Origin of the sequence: Paenibacillus massiliensis subsp. panacisoli DSM 21345 (genome assembly GCF_000426545.1) — a bacterium.
Taxonomy (GTDB): domain Bacteria; phylum Bacillota; class Bacilli; order Paenibacillales; family Paenibacillaceae; genus Paenibacillus; species Paenibacillus panacisoli.
This window is the reverse complement of the sequence record NZ_AUFO01000007.1, coordinates 1-19,841: the sequence shown is the minus strand read 5'-3', so window position 1 is coordinate 19,841 and position 19,841 is coordinate 1. Positions and strand designations below refer to the sequence as shown.

Genomic DNA, 19,841 nt, shown 5'->3' with positions numbered 1-19,841 from the left:
AGTACCTTAACCAGATGACATGTGAGATGTATTAGCATCAATCATTGGAGATGGGCACAGGGTTCGTGTTCATCTCCTTTTTCTGAGAAGGCGCAGCGAAGAGAGGCCAGTGCGTAGTGGAATACAACGTACATGAGGAATACTAAGCATATAAGTAACGCCAAGAATTATAATGGAGGGATATAACATGCAGGAGAGAATGACCGCATTTCCGGAAGGATTTTTGTGGGGAGGAGCCACAGCAGCGAATCAATTGGAGGGAGCCTATCTGGCGGACGGCAAAGGGCTATCTACTATAGACTTGATGCCAATCGGCAAGCAACGGTGGGATATTGCACTGGGGAAGGTGGAGTCCCTTGAGCCGCAGGAGGGGTCCTACTATCCGTCACATGAGGCAATTGATTTCTATCATCGCTATGAGGAGGACATCAAGCTATTTGCCGAAATGGGCTTTAAATGCTTCCGTATGTCCGTCGCATGGACACGAATTTTCCCTAATGGCGATGAGAGTGAGCCGAATGAGGCAGGGCTACAATTTTATGACCGGGTTTTCGATGAACTATTGAAATATGGTATTGAGCCTGTCGTGACGATCTGTCATTTCGATCTGCCTGTGAATCTCGTGAAGACCTATGGCGGCTGGAAGAATCGCAAGCTCATTAGCTTCTACGAGCGGTATGCGCGCACACTCTTCGAGCGTTATCGCCATAAAGTGAAATATTGGATGACCTTCAATGAGATTAACATGCTGCTGCATGCGCCGTTCATTGGCGCCGGGATGGTGCAGGTGCCTGGAGAGAATTTCAAGCAAAGCTTATATCAGGCTGCACATCATGAGCTGGTCGCCAGTGCTCTGGCCGTCAAAGCCTGCCATGAGATCATTCCAGGTGCCCAGATCGGCTGTATGCTGGCGGCGGGAGCTGTGTACCCGTATAGCTGCAATCCTGAGGATGTGTGGAAGGCGATCGGCAGAGAGCGCGAATCACTGTTCCTCATCGACGTGCAGTCCAAAGGTGAATATCCGGGCTATATTCTGCGTTACTTCCGTGAGCATGGGCTACATATCGACATGGAGATCGGGGATGAAGAGATATTACGGTGTCACACCGTTGATTATATTGGCTTCAGCTACTACGCCAGCAATGTAGACAGTGCTGATCCGGAGCTGCAGGGAGATACGACGGATGGGAACGTATTCGGTACGATCAAGAATCCGCATTTGCAGCTGTCGGAATGGGGCTGGGCCATTGATCCGAAGGGGCTGCGTATTACGTGCAATCAGCTGTATGATCGGTATAACAAGCCATTATTCATCGTGGAAAATGGACTGGGCGCACAGGATGTGCTTCTGGACAATGATACGGTAGAGGATGACTATCGTATTGATTATCTGGATCGACATTTTGCCGAGATGGCGGAAGCGATTCAGGACGGAGTCCCTCTGCTTGGCTATACGAGCTGGGGCCCGATTGACCTGGTGAGTGCAGGTACGGGTGAAATGAAGAAGCGCTATGGCTACATCTATGTGGATCGCAATAACGATGGTACGGGAACACTGCGTCGTGTACGGAAGAAAAGCTTTCATTGGTATAAGCAAGTCATTGCCAGCAATGGTGCTTCCTATTTCTCTGAGGAATAGAGGCGTACACACTGTACCTATCGAGTGTTAACATTAGTGTGGCTGAAGTAAGGGATATAGCAATAAGCTACAAGAATGAATTTTTAAGCAAAACAGTTCAGCAAGCCAAAAGGACCAGTATAAGCTAAAAGTAACTATACAGCTCTAATGAACAAATTCAGTAAAGATCAGGAAGGGAGGTACAGGCTCTGTTCCTGATCTTTTATTGTTTTTTGGGGATTATTAAGCAATCTATGAGGGATCAGATCAGGTATATGGTTTCGACAATTTAATCGTTGGGATAGATATAGGAGAGGGGAACGATTTTGCAGGAACCTTGCGTATGTAGCAATGGAGTAGCTAACTAAAGTCTGCGGCAGCAATGTTGTGCAGGTGTGGGCGTCACTGCAGTTGAGGGCTTAACAAAGCCGGTCAGGGATGAGTGACAGCAGCCGACGGTTTACCTTAGGTCCAGAACCCGGTATAATCATAGCACTTGGATAGCGGCCCGTAGGGCCCTGAGAATGTAAGAATGGGGACTAGGATTTTGAAAAAGTTCAAGAAAGTATACATTGAGATTACAAGCATCTGTAACCTGGCCTGCAGCTTCTGTCCGCAGACACAGCGGGTCAAAAAATTCATTGATCCCGATACCTTTCGCACCGTACTGGATCAGGTCAAGCCACATACGGATCATATCTATCTGCACGTCAAGGGTGAGCCGCTACTGCATCCGAAGATCGATCTATTGCTGGAATCTGCCCATGAAAAGGGCTTGAAGGTGAATATAACGACGAACGGCACCCTACTGCCGAAGACGGCTCATAAGCTGCTCGGACAGCCGGCTTTGCGGCAAATGAACTTCTCGCTGCACAGCTTTGACGGTCACGAGGGCTCGGTGGATCGTGAGGGGTACGTGGGACATATTTTGTCATTTGTCCGTGAAGCGGTGAAGCATAATGTCCTGATCTCGTTCCGTCTCTGGAACCTGACCCAGGACAACATTACGAATATGGAGCGCCAGCGTAACCGGGAGACACTGGAGATGCTTGAGCAGGAATTCAACCTGGATTTTCGAATCGAGGAAAAGGTCGAGCCTGGTAAAGGTCTCAAAATCGCCCCGAATGTCTATCTGAACCAGGATCACGAGTTCGAATGGCCAAGTCTGGACGCGCCAGAGGATGATGGCCGTGGCTTCTGCCATGCGCTCCGTAGTCAAGCGGCGATTCTGGTCGACGGTACCGTCGTGCCATGCTGTCTGGATGGTGAAGGCGTCATTAATTTGGGTAATGTATATGAGCAGTCCTTCAGCAGCATCGTGGATGGTGACCGCGCGAACCGGATCTATTATGGATTTTCCAATAGACAGGCTGTGGAGGAGCTATGCCGCAAATGTGGCTATCGCAAGCGATTCGGCGAGGGAGCATAATCGAGTCTAGTGCGGCCTAATTGTTCGTGAGCAGGTAGTGTGAGCAGTATGGAGTATGAGCTGATGATACGGCTATAAACAGCTCCGTGAAATGCACATACTAGCATCTTACGTTTATGAGAATGTCTTGTGAGCAGTAGATTCAGTCAGCGTGATGAGTGAATGGGTGGGAGACTTCTTTGGCTAGGGAGGGTATATCAGAGCAGATGATTTCATTGATTCTATCGATATTGATGTATCCTTCTCCCACAGCTGTCTTTACTAAGAACGAAATGGAGAAATATGAAGAGCTCCTCCAATCCGTCCATGAAGGGCGGCTTATGGAATATACTTTAGAATTCCCTAAGCACCGTTTTCTTCAGTATGTATCCGCGAAGGGCGAATATGTATTTCATGGCTCCAATCATCATCATATCAGTAGCTTCGAACCGCGGGAGCAGACACTGTATAACAATGAACTAGCTACAGCTGTATTTGCAACGACAGACCTTATATGGTCTATGTTCTTTGCTGTACTTGATCGAGGGGCAGTGATCGGGAGTTTTCGAAATGGGTGCATTAAAGGACGACACACGAACTATCATTACTATTCCATTAATGAGTCTACACTACAGAATCATCCGTGGACGGACGGCATGCTGTATTTACTTCCCAAAGAACCGTTTGAAATGTCTGGGCAGGGGCATGTGCAATTTGATGAATGGATCTGCAAAGAACCTGTAGTCCCGATCGGGAAGATCAGTGTATCCTTAGATGACTTTTATTTCTCCGATAAAATAGCAGTTCATAGAGATCAAGAGTCATTGTTGAGTACTTGGATTTTCTATAAAGCACGAACCTTGGTGAATCAGAAGAGGATAAGGAACTAAACAAAGAACAAGAACAAAGAATAGAAAAAAGTACAAAGAACAGAGAGTAAAGAACAAAGAATAGTACAAAGATTTGAAAAGGTTGTACATATTAGGTACACTAGAAGGAATGCATTTGATTACGCTTTCTTCAGTGCGACCCCTTCATTTGAAAGATGTAATCTAACCCTACATAACTCTTCATAAGGAGATAACGATGCGGCATATTGTGACGATTTGGGCAGGGAATTTTGCTACAGACGAGGAATTTATGTCATACATAGCCATTGTGCGGGATGCGAACGATGAGCGGCATGCTTCGTTATTTGAGCAGCAGTCGGGACTGTCCGATCTGGATGAGGATTTCATGGAGGCTCACTATATCCGGGGACCGAAGGAACGTCAGGAATTCATAAATTATATGCGAAATGACTACAGTCCCCATCATGCATTTACCGAGCATCTGCCGGAAGGGCTTGAGGTGCTACTGGCTCCTTATAACTCCCTAATCCTGATCTATGGCAATGATTCTCCGCATGGAGCGATCAACGAATGCCTGCTCAATCTGGTGGAGGACCCTTCGAGCTGTGCATCGGCAGCAAGTGCGGCTGAACGTATCAGTGCGATTGGACCACTCGGCCCGGCGCTGCCAGGAAATGCAGTAGAGCACGAGGGTGATCGGATGCCGCTGGCCTTGTTACATGCCATCCGTTATGAGACACTTGACTAGATATGAACGGAAGGAGGGAGGGGCGTGAACCCAATGATGTACACATGCGTCCCATATAGCCATGAAACTCAATAAAAGATATATCCCGGCCGTTGTGCTAGGCATCGGGGTAATCGTGGTCGGATCACTTCTCATTCGTCAGAACGTCATGTGGAGTAGCGTGGATTCAGAGACACTTTCTTCAACCCCTGCTGTGCAGACGAGTTCCCACAGTTCATCGTATGTAGATGAGCAGACCAGTGATTCAGATAGCCTACCTGTACTCATTCAAGACAAAGCGCTGCTGGAGTCCATCGCGAACGAACCTGACGAAGTAATATTTGTGGATACACGACATCGAGGATTGAACAGCTTCGAGAATTCATTCACAACACTCGCCTCCAATGGCTCATACCTGAGAGTACAGGTGGATAATAAAAATGCGTCGGGTATGGTGATATTTCATCTAAAGCAATCAGGTACGGAGGATGATCAAGTAGAAGAAGTCCAAGCAGGAACGCAAGCGAATCTTGTCTTTCAGCTACCTACTGAGCCGGAGGTTCCAACCGACTGGAAAGTATATGTCACAACGAATGATGGACATGAAATGGATATCCAGGTGCATGCAGCTCAATTTGATGCTGAGCCCGTAGAGCAGCAGTAGCAGAATCTGAGCCTTGAGGTGACTAATACTCGATGGCTAGATTGTTGCTTCTGTTGTTTTCTTTTGGATAGGTAGGTGTCAGAACACCCCAATCAAAAGGTAAATGGCAGAAAAGTAAAAGGTAGAAAGGTAAAGGTATCTGACCATGCTATTCATCACCAAGAAATTGATTAACAGGCTATCCGAACCTCACAGAGAACCGGATATGCTAGCTTGCTATGCAACGCCTCAAAGCTTTTCGGCTCGTACAAGCCGGGCTATATTGCTAATAAGCCAGGATAGAGTGATTATCCTGTATCTCAATCTATTTTCTACTAGAGTGGTAGATAAAGTTGAGTACGAAGTAGCTGAGCTAGAGGATCAAAAGTATAAGGATGCTTCCCTGTCTGCTGCAGGATGGTCATTTAGCATCAAGGGGCAGCGTTGTAGGTTCAGAATTATGAAAGTAATTCTTCCTCTTGGCTCGATGCAAAGAGATTTTTTGGATTTTGTGGAGCGAAATATACTGGATTAGTGTTATCTAGTTGAAAGCAGTCAAAGCAATTGCTTTGAAAACTGGAACATGACATCCTCTCTAACTATCCAAAAGCAATACATAAGCTGCAGCGCAACCAGTTAGATTATGAGATCATTCGAGATACAGGTCATGCGATTAATCACGAGTAAGCGGATCTGGTAAACCAGAAAATCGTTGGATTTTGGAATGAATGATGGCAGTGAAGCAGTAATTCAAAGGAGATATTAAGAGGAGAAAGGCTCAGCTAAAGCGGCACCAATTTTATAGATAAGGGTGATGTATATGGAAAAAGGACTCATTATCTTTTTAAACGGAACGTCAAGTTCAGGAAAGACAAGCATTGCGCTGGAAATGAAAAAGCAGGCAGAAATGCCGTTGCATCATCTGTCAGTAGATCAATTTTTCCAAAATTATGATCAGTTCATCGATACGACATATCCAGATATGAAACCAACAAGAGAAGTGGAGCCGGGTGTGATGTCAGATATCCTTTTTGGCCCGATTGGCTCATTGTACTATTCTACCATTAAATTATTTTCGGAGCTGGGCCTGAATGTAATTGTGGATACGGTTATCAGCGATGACAAGTGGTTTAACGAATTTTATGATTTGCTTGCCGATTATCCGATATTGTTTGTTGGTGTTCACTGCTCCAAAGAAGAACTCACCAGAAGAGAGCAAAGCAGGGGGGATCGCGAGATAGGTCTAGCCCATTCCCAGTTCGATTACATATACGCCTATGATGAGTATGATCTGGAAGTAAACACGGAAGAATTAAGTTCAGCTGCATGTGCGGAAATGATACTAAGTTATATGAACTCCGAGAAGGAGTACTCGGCATTCAAGAAGTTAAGTCGAAGTTAAAAGACTTAGCGGAAGTAAATAGAAGAGATGACTAACTGGAATCCATCTTGATGCTGATGATCGTGCTGAACTTAACGAAGAATGGGAGAAACCGGCATTAACTTCAAAGGAGAGACGGTATCTCTAGCCGCAATCATTCAAGCTTTTGTCGCTCATGTGCAGAACCGCCTCAACCAGATTCGCAGAATCAAACAAGAGTTGGTTGGAAAGAAGGTGCAGTAATAGGAAATGCAGTGATGAGAGCTACGGGAAGGCAGGCAACCGTTATGTCTGGTGAAGGATATGATCTGGAATTGAATAGGAAGTGACCAGGATGAGCTGAATATGGCTTCACATGAAAGTCAGGGATTGGGGCCAACCAAGCCTCACCTCATAGTTAGATGATATGAATCGATGTTTCCGTACTCATTGGGGCATCGATTTATTGGTTTTGAACAATGGCCTACATAGAGCATATAAGAAATTAAACAAACCTCCAATCCGAACTACTTATCTCCCTATATTCACAATTTTCCCGGTCCAATCGGGCTGGCTGGCTGCCGCACGTACTAGCCCATCAGCACAATCTGCAAAAGGAAGTGCACCAAGTGGATTGATGCGAGCGAGTGGGCCAGCCGTATATTTCAAGTTCCCTTCCGCATACTGAAGCACGGATGCACGAACGATGACCCAATCGAGCTCACTTTGGATGAGCGCTTGTTCCGCAATACTTTTATCCTGAATGGCCTTCCAAAAAATACGGCGCATCAGACGCACGGCGAGACTGCTGACATAAGAAAGCTCTCCACCATCGCTCAAATTAATGCCGCTTTGCATCACAATACGTTTAACCCTGTACGCTGACAGGCCGTAATGATATTTGGAATTCCTTCAGACATGACCGTTCCTGGTGAGAAATTAGCCTTAATTGTACGTAAAGAGGCGCTGAGATTACCCAAGCCCTTCTTGGCGGAAGTGGATGATACGTTGAGGGGAGGGCCTATACAACTGATGACAGCCTCTGCCCCTGAAATCGCCTGAATCATAACAGGTAAATCGAACACATTCCCTTTTCTAACAGTAAGTCCTTCTGTTGAAGAAATGGCTTCGGGACGACGAGCAACAGCAATAACTTCATGCCCTAATCCAAGGGCGCGTTCGATCACTTTTTTTCCTGTTCCTCCGGTAGCCCCAATTACTGCAATTTTCATATGGTTAAACTCCATTTCTTACTGTGAATTAGTGCACAGTAGTGTATTATTTATCATATATGTATAATGGTATACACAAATAAAAATCTTGCAATGGCTAAAAAGCTGGATTGCGTGCATTTGTGCACAGATGGTTTGAGACTGCGTATTATCAATGAAGAAAAAGGGTGATATGAAGTGGTAAAGGTGGATCGAAGGATACGCAAATCCCAAGAAGCTATCAAAACGGCGGTTATTGAACTGATGATGAACAAAGATTTTGATCATATTACGATCCAGGACATTTCCGACAAAGCGGATATCAGCCGGAGAACGATCTATCTTCATTACACAGATAAATTTGATCTTCTGAATAAACTCATCACAGAGCATATTGAGAATTTGCGTGAAGTCTGTGAATCTACGGAGATAGACATGGGTTATAACAACATGGTATTCATGTGGTTTGAATATTTTGAGAAGCACTTTTTATTTTTCTCCGCATTGCTGGTGAGTAAAGGCAGTTCTTTTTTTCGTAAGCAGTTTCTGGACTTTTTTATCCATGAATTACAGAAGGGGAACGAGAGCATTCCAGGTACTATGAACACCGAATTAATGAAAGATCAACTTGTGGAGGTTCAGTTTGTGGGGGGAGCTATCGTTGGAGTCGTGGAATGGTGGTTTACACATGAAAAGCCTCTCCCACCTTCCGTGATGGCTGAACGTATAGGAGCAATGCTTGAACGAAATCTGGATATGAATCCTTAAAAATATTCCTTTGGAGGAGATCAACTATGACTCCAGAAGGGCATATTCAACAAATGTTACATACAATCATTGAGAACACACAATCCATTATCAGCGATAATCAGAAACAATCCTTCGGCTCTCTGGAATATTTCCTGGAACATATTTTAGAGTATCGCGATGACAAGCAATACCTGACAGAGGATTGGCATATCCGCACACCACGTTGGCTCGGGGAGTATGGAAATACGCCGGAGGAAGAAGAGCTTCTTTCAGACATTTACCGTCTGCATGCTTATATTGCTGAGAAATTAAAAGGTGGATAATGGATTGGTAAAACATGAATCATGATGTCGCATTAGTCCGACTGAAGTGTCGCAAAAGTACATGGTAACACGATGCACAGATCGTTTATGCTCTCTTTATGTTTCGATAATGAAAATCATTATCGCTAGTATGCATAAGGAGGATTTACAAATGAAACAAGGAACAAACGGGCAAGCGGCCGGAAGCAAAGGCTATGCTGCTCACAAATCACGATTACTGATGGGCTTGATGTTGGCCCTGATTCTAGTCCTGACGGCGTGTGGTGCCGGAGCAGGTACAGATAGCGGTAAACAATCCGCGGCAACACCTTCGGATACACCTGCGAGTACAGAAACGAAGACCGACGGCGCTTTTCCAGTAACGATCAAGGGTATGATGGGCGACATCACGCTAAACGAAAAACCGAAGAAAGTTGCCGTGCTGGATGTTAAGTTTTTGGATCAAATGTTAGCGGTTGGCGAAAAGCCGGCAGGTAGTGTTATCGCTGGAGGGAACACTGATTTTCCAGAATACTTGGGTGATCAGGCGAATGGCGTTGAAGTTCTGGGTACACGGGACGAGCCGAACCTGGAAGCCATCGTAGCCTTAGATCCAGATTTGATCATCATGACCGACTTCCAAGAGAAGCATTATGAGAGTGTGAGTAAAATTGCACCTATCCTGGTACTCGATTTCTACGAAGACTGGCGCGATACGTTAGCTACAGTGGCTAAAATTACTGGCAAGCAGGACGAGGCAGAGAAAGTACGTACAGCATATGAAGAGAAAGTGGCAGGAATGAAAACGAAACTGGCTGAGAAGCTGGGTGATGAGACGGTAGCGCTGATTCGTCCGCGTAAAGAAGGCATTCGTGTTCATGGCCTCGAGCACCGTACAGGTGTTATTCTGTATAATGATCTGGGCTTGAAAATGCCTGCACTCGTTGAGGGAATCAAGGATGATACTTCCGTAGAAGTCTCGATGGAGAAAGTTCCTGAGATTGGAGCAGATCGTTATTTTGTCCTGTCGGATGAGCTGTTTGCCGTAGAAGCAGAGGCGATGGTGAACAATCCGGTATGGAAGTCTCTTGATGCTGTGAAAAATAACCGTACGTATGATGTAAACTCCACACTATGGATCGCGTACTACGGACCGCTTGCGATTAATCTGATTGTAGATCAGGCTTCGGAAGCCCTGCTCGGATCGAACTAATATGAGCCGATATCTCTCGACAGACATATGGAAAGAGACGGTGGAGGATCATTCGATTTTGCTTGGCGAGCCGCCTCAACATAGTGTCCGTAGCATTGCGCTGAGTGAGCTGCATGACGAAGAGGCGTGCCGAGAGTATATCAGTTGGTTTCAACATTATATCGATGCACCAGACATGAAGGTTGCTGCTTCCATGTTAGCCAAGCGACTTGGCTATCTATGGACGGCTCCGCTGGTGACCGCGATGACGTTTCATCATCAGCATGTAACCTTTGAGCTGGAGAACACCTTTCTCTATCATCCGAAACTCAAAGAACATGAGGAGGGTACACGATTTCCTTTTCTAGCGGTGAACGAGCTTCGGGCTGAAGAACTGACTGGGGACCGGGACATATGGCGGGAAAAGGCGGTCCAGGAGATGTTTGCAGTTCAACTGACACCTCTGTTAAAGACACTTGCTACGATTGCACCCCTTTCGATGAGTATTCTCTGGGAGAATATCATGGTACGGATCGGGCGACTATTCGCTCCTGATGAAGGTGAGACGGAGCAGGAACGTAAGATCATTCAAGAGGACTTCTCCTATTTGACGCAGGTGGCATCGGGGCAAGTGTTTGGTGAGAGAAAGAACCCGTTGACCCGTTTTACCGATTGTAAAGACAATGTGCATGTTGCCAAAAGTGAGCGGATCACCTGCTGCTTTTACTACCAGATGTCAGGGGAATATTGTCTCAAATGTCCGAAAATTGACAATGAGAAAGAATCTCAACTACAATGACAACAGCAATGATTATACCTATGCGATTGTCAGGAGATGAGAGAAATGCCGCTGCAAGAACAGACAAGTGGTTGGAGTGATACAGCAATCAAGATGCTTGACGGATATAGCGGTACTTTGCAGACAGGCAGCATTTTACACGAAACAAATGTAACTTCTAATGTACTGCTGCTGGCATACGGAGGGGAAGGGGAACTTGCAATGGATGGCGAGGGTTGCCACATTGGAGCTTCTTTTGCCTGTCATGCGGTGAAGGGATCATCCTACACGCTGACGGCCAGATCAGAGGACATTCATTATATGGTGATCAAGTACAAGGCTTCTTCTATGGAGGGAGCCTCTATTGTTATGCCTTCGTACCGAAAACATCCGCTGCGTAGATCATTTGTACAAAACTCGGTAGCCCATGCCGAATGGATCGAAAACGCCGAAAAAATCGTTGCCAAATGGCGCCGTGGCGAAGGGCTGGAACGATTTTATGCCAATGCTTTGCTCCAGGGGATGATCTACGAACTGATCATGGCATATGAACATGGTCAGGGGGGAGCGGAGCCCGACATGGTGGATGTGGTCGCTTCCTACATTGCGTCGCATTATCGTCAAAATCTGGAGCTGAAAGATCTGGCTACCCTCGCGGGCTGTAGTGTAAGACAGTTGCAGCGCCGCTTCAAACAAGAAAAGCACCTCGGACCGATGGAGTACGTCATTCAGCTACGCATGGAAAGTGCCTCACGCATGCTACGTCATACGGATGCTTCCATAGGAGAAATTGCCGACAAGCTGGGCTATCGGGATATGTATTATTTTAGCAGGGCGTTTAAAAAGTATGTTGGCGTCCCACCGCTGCATTACCGGCATGCTGCCTCTTCGAGAACCGATGCAGACTATGCGAAAGCTCTACTGCAAAACCGCACAGCTTCATCCTATGAATCAGCCCAAGGACCGGTCATCTGCCATATGCAAGGGGAGTACACTGTCACCGAAACACCACAACGTATCGCTGTCCTTGATGTGCAGTATGCAGATCATTTGCTGGCGCTGGGCTTGTCTCCGGTAGGGAGTGTTGGACTAGGAAGCAGCGTGTTATCTTTCCCACAGTCCCTTCGGGCAGGTCTCCAGGACACCGAATTACTGGGTACGTATGAATACCCCGATTTGCCTGCCGTAGAACGACTTGCACCGGATCTTATTATCTGCACTGAGGTGCATGAGCAGTATCTTGAACGGTTAAGTGGGGTTGCTCCTGTACTGATGTTCAAACGTAATGAAAACTGGCAGACAATCCTTAGTCTGTTCGGTGAACTGACAGGTAAACGAGCAGAAGGCAAGCAGATTATTGCGGATTATCTTCGTAGAACGGCTTTGTTGTCTGAGGAATTAGCTTCCGTATTGGCAGGCAAAAGCGTCGCTCTGATCCGCCCGCTGGACTCTCTCGTTCGCGTGCATTCCGCCGCTCATCGCACAGGGGCTGTGCTGTACCGTGATCTAGGTCTGCCTGTTCCGTTATTTGTCGCAGATACCTCCGACACAGCCTATCATATCTCGGTTGAGAGATTACCAGCAGTGCAGGCAAGTCACTACTTTTTGCTAAGTAATGAACTTATGCAGGATGGGATATCTGCGACAGAGCAGCGAGTTTTGGGGATGCTTGGTCGGGGCGAAGAGCAACGAGTGCATTCGGTAGATGCGGCAATGTGGATTGGTTGTTATGGGCCGATGGGGATTAATGGGATTGTGGATCAGATTGAGCAGGCGTTGTTGGGGTGAGGGGAGTTGAACTGTGACTCCCCTTTTTACGTATATCCAAGATGCATTGGATTAGTGGAGAATATCCTGAATATAATGCAGCCAAATGAACTGATTGAAATCACGAGATTAAAATATACAAACATGATAACGAAAAAAGTGTATCAGGATCAGGAGCGAGCTATTCATAGATTAGAGATAAGGAGGTCAGAGAATGGAAACAAAGATGTTGTTTGGCGTAGGTTTGGTCTTCGATACACCTGAATACGGAACTATCGTGATGGGGGCGAATGAAGAGTTGGATGATCTTCTTCCTTCAAAAATCCAAGAGATTATCGGTGATCAGATCGTGATTAAAACAGTGGATGGAGAAGAGCGGATATATGATGTTGTTTCTTCTCAGATCAACCATTCAATTGCGGGTAAAAAGAATATTGGTATTTGTTTGGGGAAAGGGGGATCGCCAAGCGAAATAGTGGCTGGTTCAATGGTTTATTATTATTCATCAGAACAAATTGATTAGTATTACAGCTTGGGTAAAGAATTAAGAAGACATTGGAAGGTTGCTTGATTCCCTTGGGGTGCAGAAGATCCCCCCTTTTTCACCAAATTTTTCTTCGCAAAAATCACCGTATAAGATATCATATACGTAATTACCCTATAGCCCTGTTAATCAGAAATGCTTCTCCTGTATATGGAATGAGTGATTTTCTTAAATACAAAAGTGCAATATATAAACAGGAAAAGTATAGTCATATTTGGTTTGTTTCGAAAGACGGAAACAATAATGAATGGTTATTGAAAGATTTGCTAACTGATTAATCGAAAAAGAGAGAAACAGCAGATAACATAATATTCACGCTGCGGGCCGTTCGGCCCTGGGTCTGCCGTAGATAATTTGGGGGAAGCGGTTGCATACAGCCAACCCCTTCGGGGTTCCTGAATACAGGAACGTTATATGAAAGGGGGGCAAAGAATATAAAAAAGAGGTGTCATTTCAAATGGATATTGAGATTACAAAAATAACAAAAGATCAAGCCGATACTTTTTTGAATTTGTATAATTTATATTTGTATGACTTATCAGAATATACCTGTGAAGATCTAAAAGATGATGGGAAATTTGATCCAACAAATACTTACCTGTACCTAGAGAGAGAGGAGTTGCATCCATTTTTTGTTATGCATCTAGGCAAACCAATTGGCTTCATATTAGTTTGTTCCCCTCCGTTTGTTCCAGAAGGAGTTAATTTTACAATACAGGAATTATTTTTATTAAGGAAATATCGCGGTAATAGAATTGCTTCGTTAGGAATAGAGAAAGTATTTAAGCAATTAAAAGGAAAAATTAGTATCGGTCAACTAGTGGAAAATAAACCAGCAGTGAGATTTTGGAAGAAATACTATGAAGAACATAATATTGAGTTCTTCGAAGAACAAGAGACTATTGAGATTGATGGCTTAGGACTACAAAAAGTGATTTCACAAACTTTCGAGATTCCGAATTGTTAAGTAATTCGAGTAGGCATCCCAATCATATAACATCATATCCATGCATCGGAGCCTAACGGCTCCTCGGTCCGCTAGAAGGAGAGTAGTTGGGAAGTTGGATTCAGGCGGACACATCCGCACCGACTAACCGCATCGCGGCCGCTCCCGTTGGTCGCCTAAGTCGGTGGGACGTCGTGGATACAGTAACGTTATGAGACATCATTGTGATATAAACAGAGTAAAACGGATAAGACAGGAGAGCCATAAATGGATGATTTTACGAAGAAGCGGATTATGAAAATTATGGACAGTTACACACAAAACAAAGTACCAGTTCATTTGAAAAACCAGATTAAAGTCAGTTACAAGATCAGAGGAAACAATGTGACACTAATAGAAGAAAGACAAGGCTACAAAAGTGATATATGGGTGCAGATGCCAGTAGCTCAGTTCAGAATAGATGAAAAAAGCAAATGGAAAGTCTATTGGCAAGATAGTAAAAATAAATGGCATTTCATAGATGATATCGAACCGAATCAAGATTTTGAAACGCAATTAAAGATAGTGGACGAGGGGCATAACGGAATGTTTTGGGGTTGATTCGAAGAGGTCAATGACATCTCATAACATAATATTCAAGCGGCGGCTCCATTGGAGCCTTGGTCTGCGAGGTGGATTTCGAAGAGGCATTTCAGCAGACAACCTTTGGGGTTCATGAATACGGGAACGTTAGCTGAAATTGCTAGGTTACAAAGAGAGGTGAAAACATTGTGAAAGAACTGAATTTAAGATCAAGGTTATTAAGATGGCATTTCGATGATGAGGTTGAAACTGATAATCCAGAAGAATGGAATTGGATAGAAATCACGATGTATTTCACGGATGGTTCCAAAAGATGGAGCATTTTATATACACCAGAAAGATTATTAAATAACTTATCTAGACCAAACATTGACCCACCAGGTCTTCATATGCAACAGCTTATTGTAGTCAGAAGCTATGAAGTAAGTGATATTGACAGAGTGTTGGGAGTTTTTGATGAAGAAGATGAATTGATTAAAGCCTCAAGATCATATAGTGAGTGATTCAAAGAAGCTAGCAACATCATCTAACATAATATTCACGCTGCGGACATTCGCCCTTGATCTGGCATTCGCCAGACAACCCCTCCGTGGTTCATGAATACAGGAACGTTAGCAGAAATTAATGCAAAGGGGAACCCAAAAACATGAACACCATACTTGAACAGTTTGTGCCAAACTTTAAATTAACGAATGACCTAAAGTATGATATCCAGAAGTTTTTCACAATACATAATGACAAAGAAACATTGGAGCATACATTGAAAGTCGCAGCTGAAGCAAGACGAGTTGCTCAATTATATAATGTAGATCCATTGAAAGCGGAGCAAGTAGGACTTCTTCATGATATAAGTAATGTCATTCCAGTGAAAGAAATGTTACATGTTGCAGAAGTGCTTTCAATAGAAATCTTGCCGGAAGAGAGAACTTATGCCCGAATCGTACATCAAAAGCTATCAAAAGCAATGGCTATTGAAATATTTAAAATTGATGATCAAGAAATGTTAAGTGCAGTAGAGTGTCATACAACTATGAAGCCACATTCCTCTTTATTGGATAAAGTCTTATTTATTTCTGATAAGATCTCATGGGAACTTCCAGGAGACCATCAATATTTGAAGGACATACGAACGAAAGTGGATGAACACAAAATAACAGAAGGAATACTAATCTATTTAAATAACATATGGGAACAAAGAGACAAATTGAAATTAGTCCATCCGTGGTTAATCAAAGCAAGAGAAGAACTTTTGAAGCAATTCTAAGATGACATTAACATCTGCTAACATCATATCCACGCTTCGGGCCTGACAGCCCTCGGTCCGCTTGAAGCGATCGGCAGGGAAGCAGAATCAGCGGACACATCCGCACCGACTAACCGTATCGCGGCCGCTCCCGTTGGTCGCTTAAGTCGGTGGGACGTCGTGGATACAGGAACGTTATACGACAGAATCAAATGAAAAGAGAGCCGTTTGGCTCTCAATTAGAAGTTATATTTAATTCATTATGTAATTGAAGAGCATCCTTAAAACCTTGCAAGTAGATTTCACGTTCTAGGATTGTTTGAACTGAGAGGTCTGCATCATCGTAAAGAAATAGAGTTTTATGCATTTCCTGAGGTAGAAGTTCATGTAACTGTTTGAAGTAAAGATTTCGATCAGATGAGAATTGATTATAAATGGTGTTGTTCTTGAGAAGATCGCTATATAAGGCTTCAATTCGATTACGTATCAACGAATCAAGTAAGACTTCTAAAGAATGATGCATAAATGATCACACTCCGTTATATTTTATTTTGCGAACAAAAATTTAACTTGTTGAATATTATTTTATCATAACGAAAAATATATTCAAGACATATCAAATATATTTTTGATTAAGGAAATATATTTTCATATAATTAAAGAAAAATTCAATACGGATATGAAGGAGTACCCAATGATAAGTTATAAACCATTTCAAAAATTGTTGATTGACAGAGAAATTAAGAAACAAGATTTATTGAAAATGACGGGTATTTCATCGGCGACGATGGCAAAGCTCAATACAAACGAGTATGTATCGTTAGAAGTAATTGATAAATTATGTACAGCATTGGGATGCCAGCCTGGAGATTTATTGGAACATAAAGCAGATCCCGAATAAAGTTAAAGAAGAAAAGAAGATTTTGGTCAATCAGAGAAGCGATTCCGTCGTATAACATAATATTCAAGCAGCGGCTCCTTTGGAGCCTTGGTCTACGAGAAGGATTTCAGGAAGCATTTCAGCAGACAACCCCTTCGGGGTCCATGAATACAGGAACGTTATGTGACATAACGGAAACCATTTATTTAAGAGGGTGAAGCCATGCAACAAATAGATCTAACCAAAACCCTTGAAGAACTTGAAGGAAAATATTGGGGCGAACCGAATTTTGCTTCTTCATTAGTGATCCAAGTACATCGATTAAGGAATAAACCTCTTTGTGAATTGAATAATGAAGATTTAAGACTTTTGATTGGGCAACAAATGAATCTAGATTTTCTTTTACCTCTAGCCTTAGAGCAATTAATACAGAACCCATTCGGATCAGGAAATTTATATATCGGAGATTTATTTTGTTCGATACTCAAAGTGGAGAAAGAATATTGGAAAGAACATAAAGAGTTGAAGAATGAATTGGATGAAGTGATTAGAATCTATGAAGAAGCGAGAAAGACATTAGAAGAGCACATAAGTAAATACAGAAGCGATCATTTGTAAGTAGATTCAAGAAGGCCGGTACACCACATAACATAATATTCACGCTGCGGGCATACGCCCTGGGTACGGCATTCGCCGGACTCCGACATACGTCGGGTCGTGAATACAGAAACGTTATCGGAAATCCCCTTAAATTAAGGAATGGTAAAAATAAAAATAATATACAAAGTATATTACGAGGATGAATTAAGGTTAGCAGATCTTGAAGAATTAGAAAGAGAATTTAAGAACATTTACGGTGAATTCAATGTTAGGTTGGGAGATTATTACTATCTTCCATACCCTTCAGAGGAGACAATAGGTAAAAACCCTGAAATATTCTCAGAGGCACTTTTGATACATTTTGAACAGCTATACTTGGTGGCTAAGTCGTTTAAGAAGCAAATATCTGATTATGTTGCTATACATTATATTGAAAGCCCATGGGTCTGGTTAGAGTTTAGAAGGATCAATGATTATGTTTACATATCAGAGTTGTTTTATGAAGCGGGAGATTTTGGTGATTTCATTGTCTATAAAGATAATTACTTTATCAATTCAAATAGAGACAAAGAGAAAAATATCTGTATCACTGTAAATGAGTTCATTGATGAAGTAGAAAGCAAAATTGAATTGTTTATTCAAGATCTCATAAAAATAAACTCATTGCTATCTAAGAGTTCTTCAATAATATCATTTTTAAGCCGCACTGTAAGAGGGGATATCCGATAACAATATATTCACACGGCGGAGCCTAACAGCTCCTAGCTTCGCCTGAATAAATCGACAAGAAGTGGAGTCAGGCGAACACACCTACGAGGCAACTACGCAAGCGCAGCCGGGGAACTTTGTTCCCTTAAGCCTCTCGGCGTCGTGAATACGAGAACGTTATCGGAAATTGCCAAAGTGCAAAATTTATTAGGAGCAAAACCTCAAATGAACAAAATTTTGATAATTGGTATAGTAGCAAGTGGTAAAACAACATTAGCCAAGAGATTATCAAAGACATTAGGTATTCCATGGTTTGAACTTGACTGTATTGTTCATCATCAAATAGAAAATGAAAGATATAAACGAACACAGGAAGAACAAATTGCGGTAATTAACAATATTGACAGTAGGGGATCTTGGATATTCGAAGGAACAGATAGAGAATCATATCGATGCTTATTTGATATGGCTGATACAATAATTTTTCTTGATACACCATTATGGAAACGGAAGCTTAGAATTTTTATACGGTTTCTAAAACAAAAACTCGGTATTGAAAAGAGTCATTATAAACCAGATATAAAAATGTTAAAGATGATGTACAAATGGACAAGAGATTTTGAAAGAAGTCGTATTAGTTTCGAAGAGAGATTACAATTGTATAACAATAAACTTATTAGATTAACTGACAATAGAGATGACAACATCTGATAACCCGTGTTCACGCTGCAGGGGACACCCCCCCTTGGTCTGCCCGAAGAGTTAGGCGAAGAAGTGGATCAGGCAGACAACCCTGCGAGACTAAGTGCTTCGCACCCAGTCGCTACGCTCCCTTAAGTCTCTCGGGCTCGTGAACACAAGAACGTTAAGCGAAATACTGCAATGACTTATAAGGATCGTAAAAGACAGAGGTGAAATATGGAGCTTCACTCAAAGAAAGATAGGGAATTCAAACCAGATAAGTTGTCTATAGAGATGAAAATAGAGACCAGAAAAACATACAAGAATATTACAAGAGTAAAAGGTCGAATGGTTCCTATAGTTGATTGGAGACTCCTCTTATATATTAATGAGAATAAACTAGATGAAGATGAAGTATTTATAGTAGAAGAATTTTTTAAATCCTTACTTAATCCGGGAATATATCCTTTATTTACATGCACCTGCGGAATATTTGGTTGTGGCGGTTACTATGTTGAAGTAATCCACGAGGCCGACAGAATAATTTGGTTAACTGAGCAATCCCCTTTCAATGATCAGACTATCGAAAGTTCAAATAAGTTTATCTTTCTACGGGCTCAGATTTTTGAATTTTCTAGAGAATTAATACAAAAATTCGAGCACCTTAAAAGCATAATGGATGCCAATGAATTAGAATTTAATTTTGATATTGACGGATTGTCAAGCCAAGTGCGACAGTTCCTCTGAAAAGGATTCGTGAGCGGTTCTCCACCCCAAGCATTTTCGTGGTCTGAGATTAATCAAGCGCAGAGCGGTCTCCAGCGCTTCATCCGTGATTTGTGCGAAATCCGTCCCTTTGGGGAAAAACTCTCGTAAGAGGCCATTGGCATTCTCATTCGAACCGCGTTGCCAGGAGGAGTACGGATCTGCGAAATACACCTCTAGGCCATGAGTGGCTTCCAGGCTGGCGTAACAGGCAAACTCTTTGCCACGGTCTGCGGTAGCGGTTTGAAATGCATGGGCAGGGTACTGCGAGGCCGCTACACCAAA

Annotated in this window: 23 protein-coding genes and 1 pseudogene; 21 read left to right on the top strand and 3 right to left on the bottom strand. The window is 43.2% G+C overall.

Annotated features, from left to right (window positions below; translation table 11 throughout):
• The first annotated feature begins 187 nt into the window (after positions 1–187).
• From K331_RS0103280 to K331_RS0103250, 6 genes are all read left to right on the top strand, one after another.
• Entirely contained in the window at positions 188–1,639 is a 1,452-nt protein-coding gene (locus tag K331_RS0103280) for a 6-phospho-beta-glucosidase (RefSeq protein ID WP_028589168.1), read from the top strand.
• A gap of 523 nt (positions 1,640–2,162) precedes the next feature.
• Positions 2,163–3,047 carry a radical SAM/SPASM domain-containing protein gene (locus K331_RS0103275; protein WP_036634129.1) on the top strand — a complete coding sequence of 295 codons (885 nt, stop codon included), beginning with the start codon at positions 2,163–2,165 and terminating at the stop codon, positions 3,045–3,047.
• Between the two features lie 320 nt (positions 3,048–3,367).
• The gene (locus tag K331_RS28830) at positions 3,368–3,916 is read left to right on the top strand and encodes a hypothetical protein (RefSeq protein ID WP_226383524.1); all 549 of its coding nucleotides are present in this window, start codon (positions 3,368–3,370) and stop codon (positions 3,914–3,916) included.
• A 196-nt stretch (positions 3,917–4,112) separates the two neighbouring features.
• Entirely contained in the window at positions 4,113–4,625 is a 513-nt protein-coding gene (locus K331_RS0103265; RefSeq protein WP_028589166.1) for an immunity 22 family protein, read from the top strand.
• Positions 4,626–4,686: 61 nt separating this feature from the next.
• Positions 4,687–5,268 (top strand): hypothetical protein, encoded by a 582-nt coding sequence (locus K331_RS0103260; RefSeq protein WP_028589165.1) that lies wholly within the window; start codon positions 4,687–4,689, stop codon positions 5,266–5,268.
• Between the two features lie 799 nt (positions 5,269–6,067).
• Complete coding sequence (locus tag K331_RS0103250) at positions 6,068–6,649, top strand: chloramphenicol phosphotransferase CPT family protein (RefSeq protein WP_028589163.1); 582 nt, start codon at positions 6,068–6,070, stop codon at positions 6,647–6,649.
• Between the two features lie 489 nt (positions 6,650–7,138).
• Here the strand turns inward: K331_RS0103250 and K331_RS30880 are convergent.
• Positions 7,139–7,839, bottom strand: a pseudogene (locus tag K331_RS30880) (NAD(P)-dependent oxidoreductase).
• A gap of 177 nt (positions 7,840–8,016) precedes the next feature.
• Between K331_RS30880 and K331_RS0103240 the strand changes: the two are divergent.
• From K331_RS0103240 to yqeK, 10 genes are all read left to right on the top strand, one after another.
• The gene (locus tag K331_RS0103240) at positions 8,017–8,586 is read left to right on the top strand and encodes a TetR/AcrR family transcriptional regulator (protein WP_028589162.1); all 570 of its coding nucleotides are present in this window, start codon (positions 8,017–8,019) and stop codon (positions 8,584–8,586) included.
• Between the two features lie 26 nt (positions 8,587–8,612).
• Positions 8,613–8,891 carry a hypothetical protein gene (locus K331_RS0103235; RefSeq protein WP_018883110.1) on the top strand — a complete coding sequence of 93 codons (279 nt, stop codon included), beginning with the start codon at positions 8,613–8,615 and terminating at the stop codon, positions 8,889–8,891.
• A 151-nt stretch (positions 8,892–9,042) separates the two neighbouring features.
• Positions 9,043–10,083 carry an ABC transporter substrate-binding protein gene (locus tag K331_RS0103230; RefSeq protein WP_028589161.1) on the top strand — a complete coding sequence of 347 codons (1,041 nt, stop codon included), beginning with the start codon at positions 9,043–9,045 and terminating at the stop codon, positions 10,081–10,083.
• A gap of 1 nt (position 10,084) precedes the next feature.
• Entirely contained in the window at positions 10,085–10,861 is a 777-nt protein-coding gene (locus K331_RS0103225) for a (2Fe-2S)-binding protein (RefSeq protein ID WP_028589160.1), read from the top strand.
• 45 nt (positions 10,862–10,906) lie between these two features.
• Positions 10,907–12,628, top strand: coding sequence for a helix-turn-helix domain-containing protein (locus tag K331_RS0103220; protein WP_028589159.1), 1,722 nt, complete (start codon positions 10,907–10,909; stop codon positions 12,626–12,628).
• Positions 12,629–12,821: 193 nt separating this feature from the next.
• Positions 12,822–13,130 carry a hypothetical protein gene (locus K331_RS0103215; RefSeq protein ID WP_028589158.1) on the top strand — a complete coding sequence of 103 codons (309 nt, stop codon included), beginning with the start codon at positions 12,822–12,824 and terminating at the stop codon, positions 13,128–13,130.
• Between the two features lie 478 nt (positions 13,131–13,608).
• A complete protein-coding gene (locus K331_RS0103210; protein WP_028589157.1) occupies positions 13,609–14,118 on the top strand; it encodes a GNAT family N-acetyltransferase in 510 nt (169 codons plus the stop codon).
• Between the two features lie 246 nt (positions 14,119–14,364).
• On the top strand, positions 14,365–14,697 hold the full coding sequence (locus tag K331_RS32585; protein WP_051289591.1) for a DUF3024 domain-containing protein: 333 nt from the start codon (positions 14,365–14,367) through the stop codon (positions 14,695–14,697).
• 170 nt (positions 14,698–14,867) lie between these two features.
• Positions 14,868–15,182 carry a hypothetical protein gene (locus K331_RS28815; RefSeq protein WP_051289589.1) on the top strand — a complete coding sequence of 105 codons (315 nt, stop codon included), beginning with the start codon at positions 14,868–14,870 and terminating at the stop codon, positions 15,180–15,182.
• A 143-nt stretch (positions 15,183–15,325) separates the two neighbouring features.
• On the top strand, positions 15,326–15,943 hold the full coding sequence (gene yqeK / locus K331_RS0103195) for a bis(5'-nucleosyl)-tetraphosphatase (symmetrical) YqeK (RefSeq protein ID WP_028589155.1): 618 nt from the start codon (positions 15,326–15,328) through the stop codon (positions 15,941–15,943).
• A 214-nt stretch (positions 15,944–16,157) separates the two neighbouring features.
• On the opposite strand, the gene K331_RS32580 is transcribed toward yqeK, so the two are convergent.
• Complete coding sequence (locus tag K331_RS32580; protein WP_028589154.1) at positions 16,158–16,445, bottom strand: hypothetical protein; 288 nt, start codon at positions 16,443–16,445, stop codon at positions 16,158–16,160.
• Between the two features lie 171 nt (positions 16,446–16,616).
• Here K331_RS32580 and K331_RS0103185 point away from each other — a divergent pair, with 171 nt between their 5' ends.
• The 5 genes from K331_RS0103185 to K331_RS0103165 all read left to right on the top strand — a co-directional run bounded on the left by K331_RS0103185 (position 16,617) and on the right by K331_RS0103165 (position 19,538).
• Complete coding sequence (locus K331_RS0103185) at positions 16,617–16,823, top strand: helix-turn-helix domain-containing protein (RefSeq protein ID WP_028589153.1); 207 nt, start codon at positions 16,617–16,619, stop codon at positions 16,821–16,823.
• Between the two features lie 201 nt (positions 16,824–17,024).
• Complete coding sequence (locus K331_RS28810) at positions 17,025–17,420, top strand: contact-dependent growth inhibition system immunity protein (RefSeq protein WP_051289587.1); 396 nt, start codon at positions 17,025–17,027, stop codon at positions 17,418–17,420.
• 141 nt (positions 17,421–17,561) lie between these two features.
• Positions 17,562–18,131, top strand: coding sequence for a hypothetical protein (locus K331_RS0103175; protein WP_028589152.1), 570 nt, complete (start codon positions 17,562–17,564; stop codon positions 18,129–18,131).
• Positions 18,132–18,335: 204 nt separating this feature from the next.
• A complete protein-coding gene (locus K331_RS0103170) occupies positions 18,336–18,821 on the top strand; it encodes a EutP/PduV family microcompartment system protein (RefSeq protein WP_028589151.1) in 486 nt (161 codons plus the stop codon).
• A gap of 207 nt (positions 18,822–19,028) precedes the next feature.
• Positions 19,029–19,538, top strand: a complete 510-nt coding sequence (locus K331_RS0103165; protein WP_028589150.1) for a hypothetical protein — start codon at positions 19,029–19,031, stop codon at positions 19,536–19,538.
• Here K331_RS0103165 and K331_RS0103160 read toward each other — a convergent pair.
• On the bottom strand, positions 19,512–19,841 hold a 330-nt coding region (locus K331_RS0103160), incomplete at its 5' end, for an IS30 family transposase (RefSeq protein WP_028589149.1). The two genes, K331_RS0103165 and K331_RS0103160, sit on opposite strands and share 27 nt — an antisense overlap.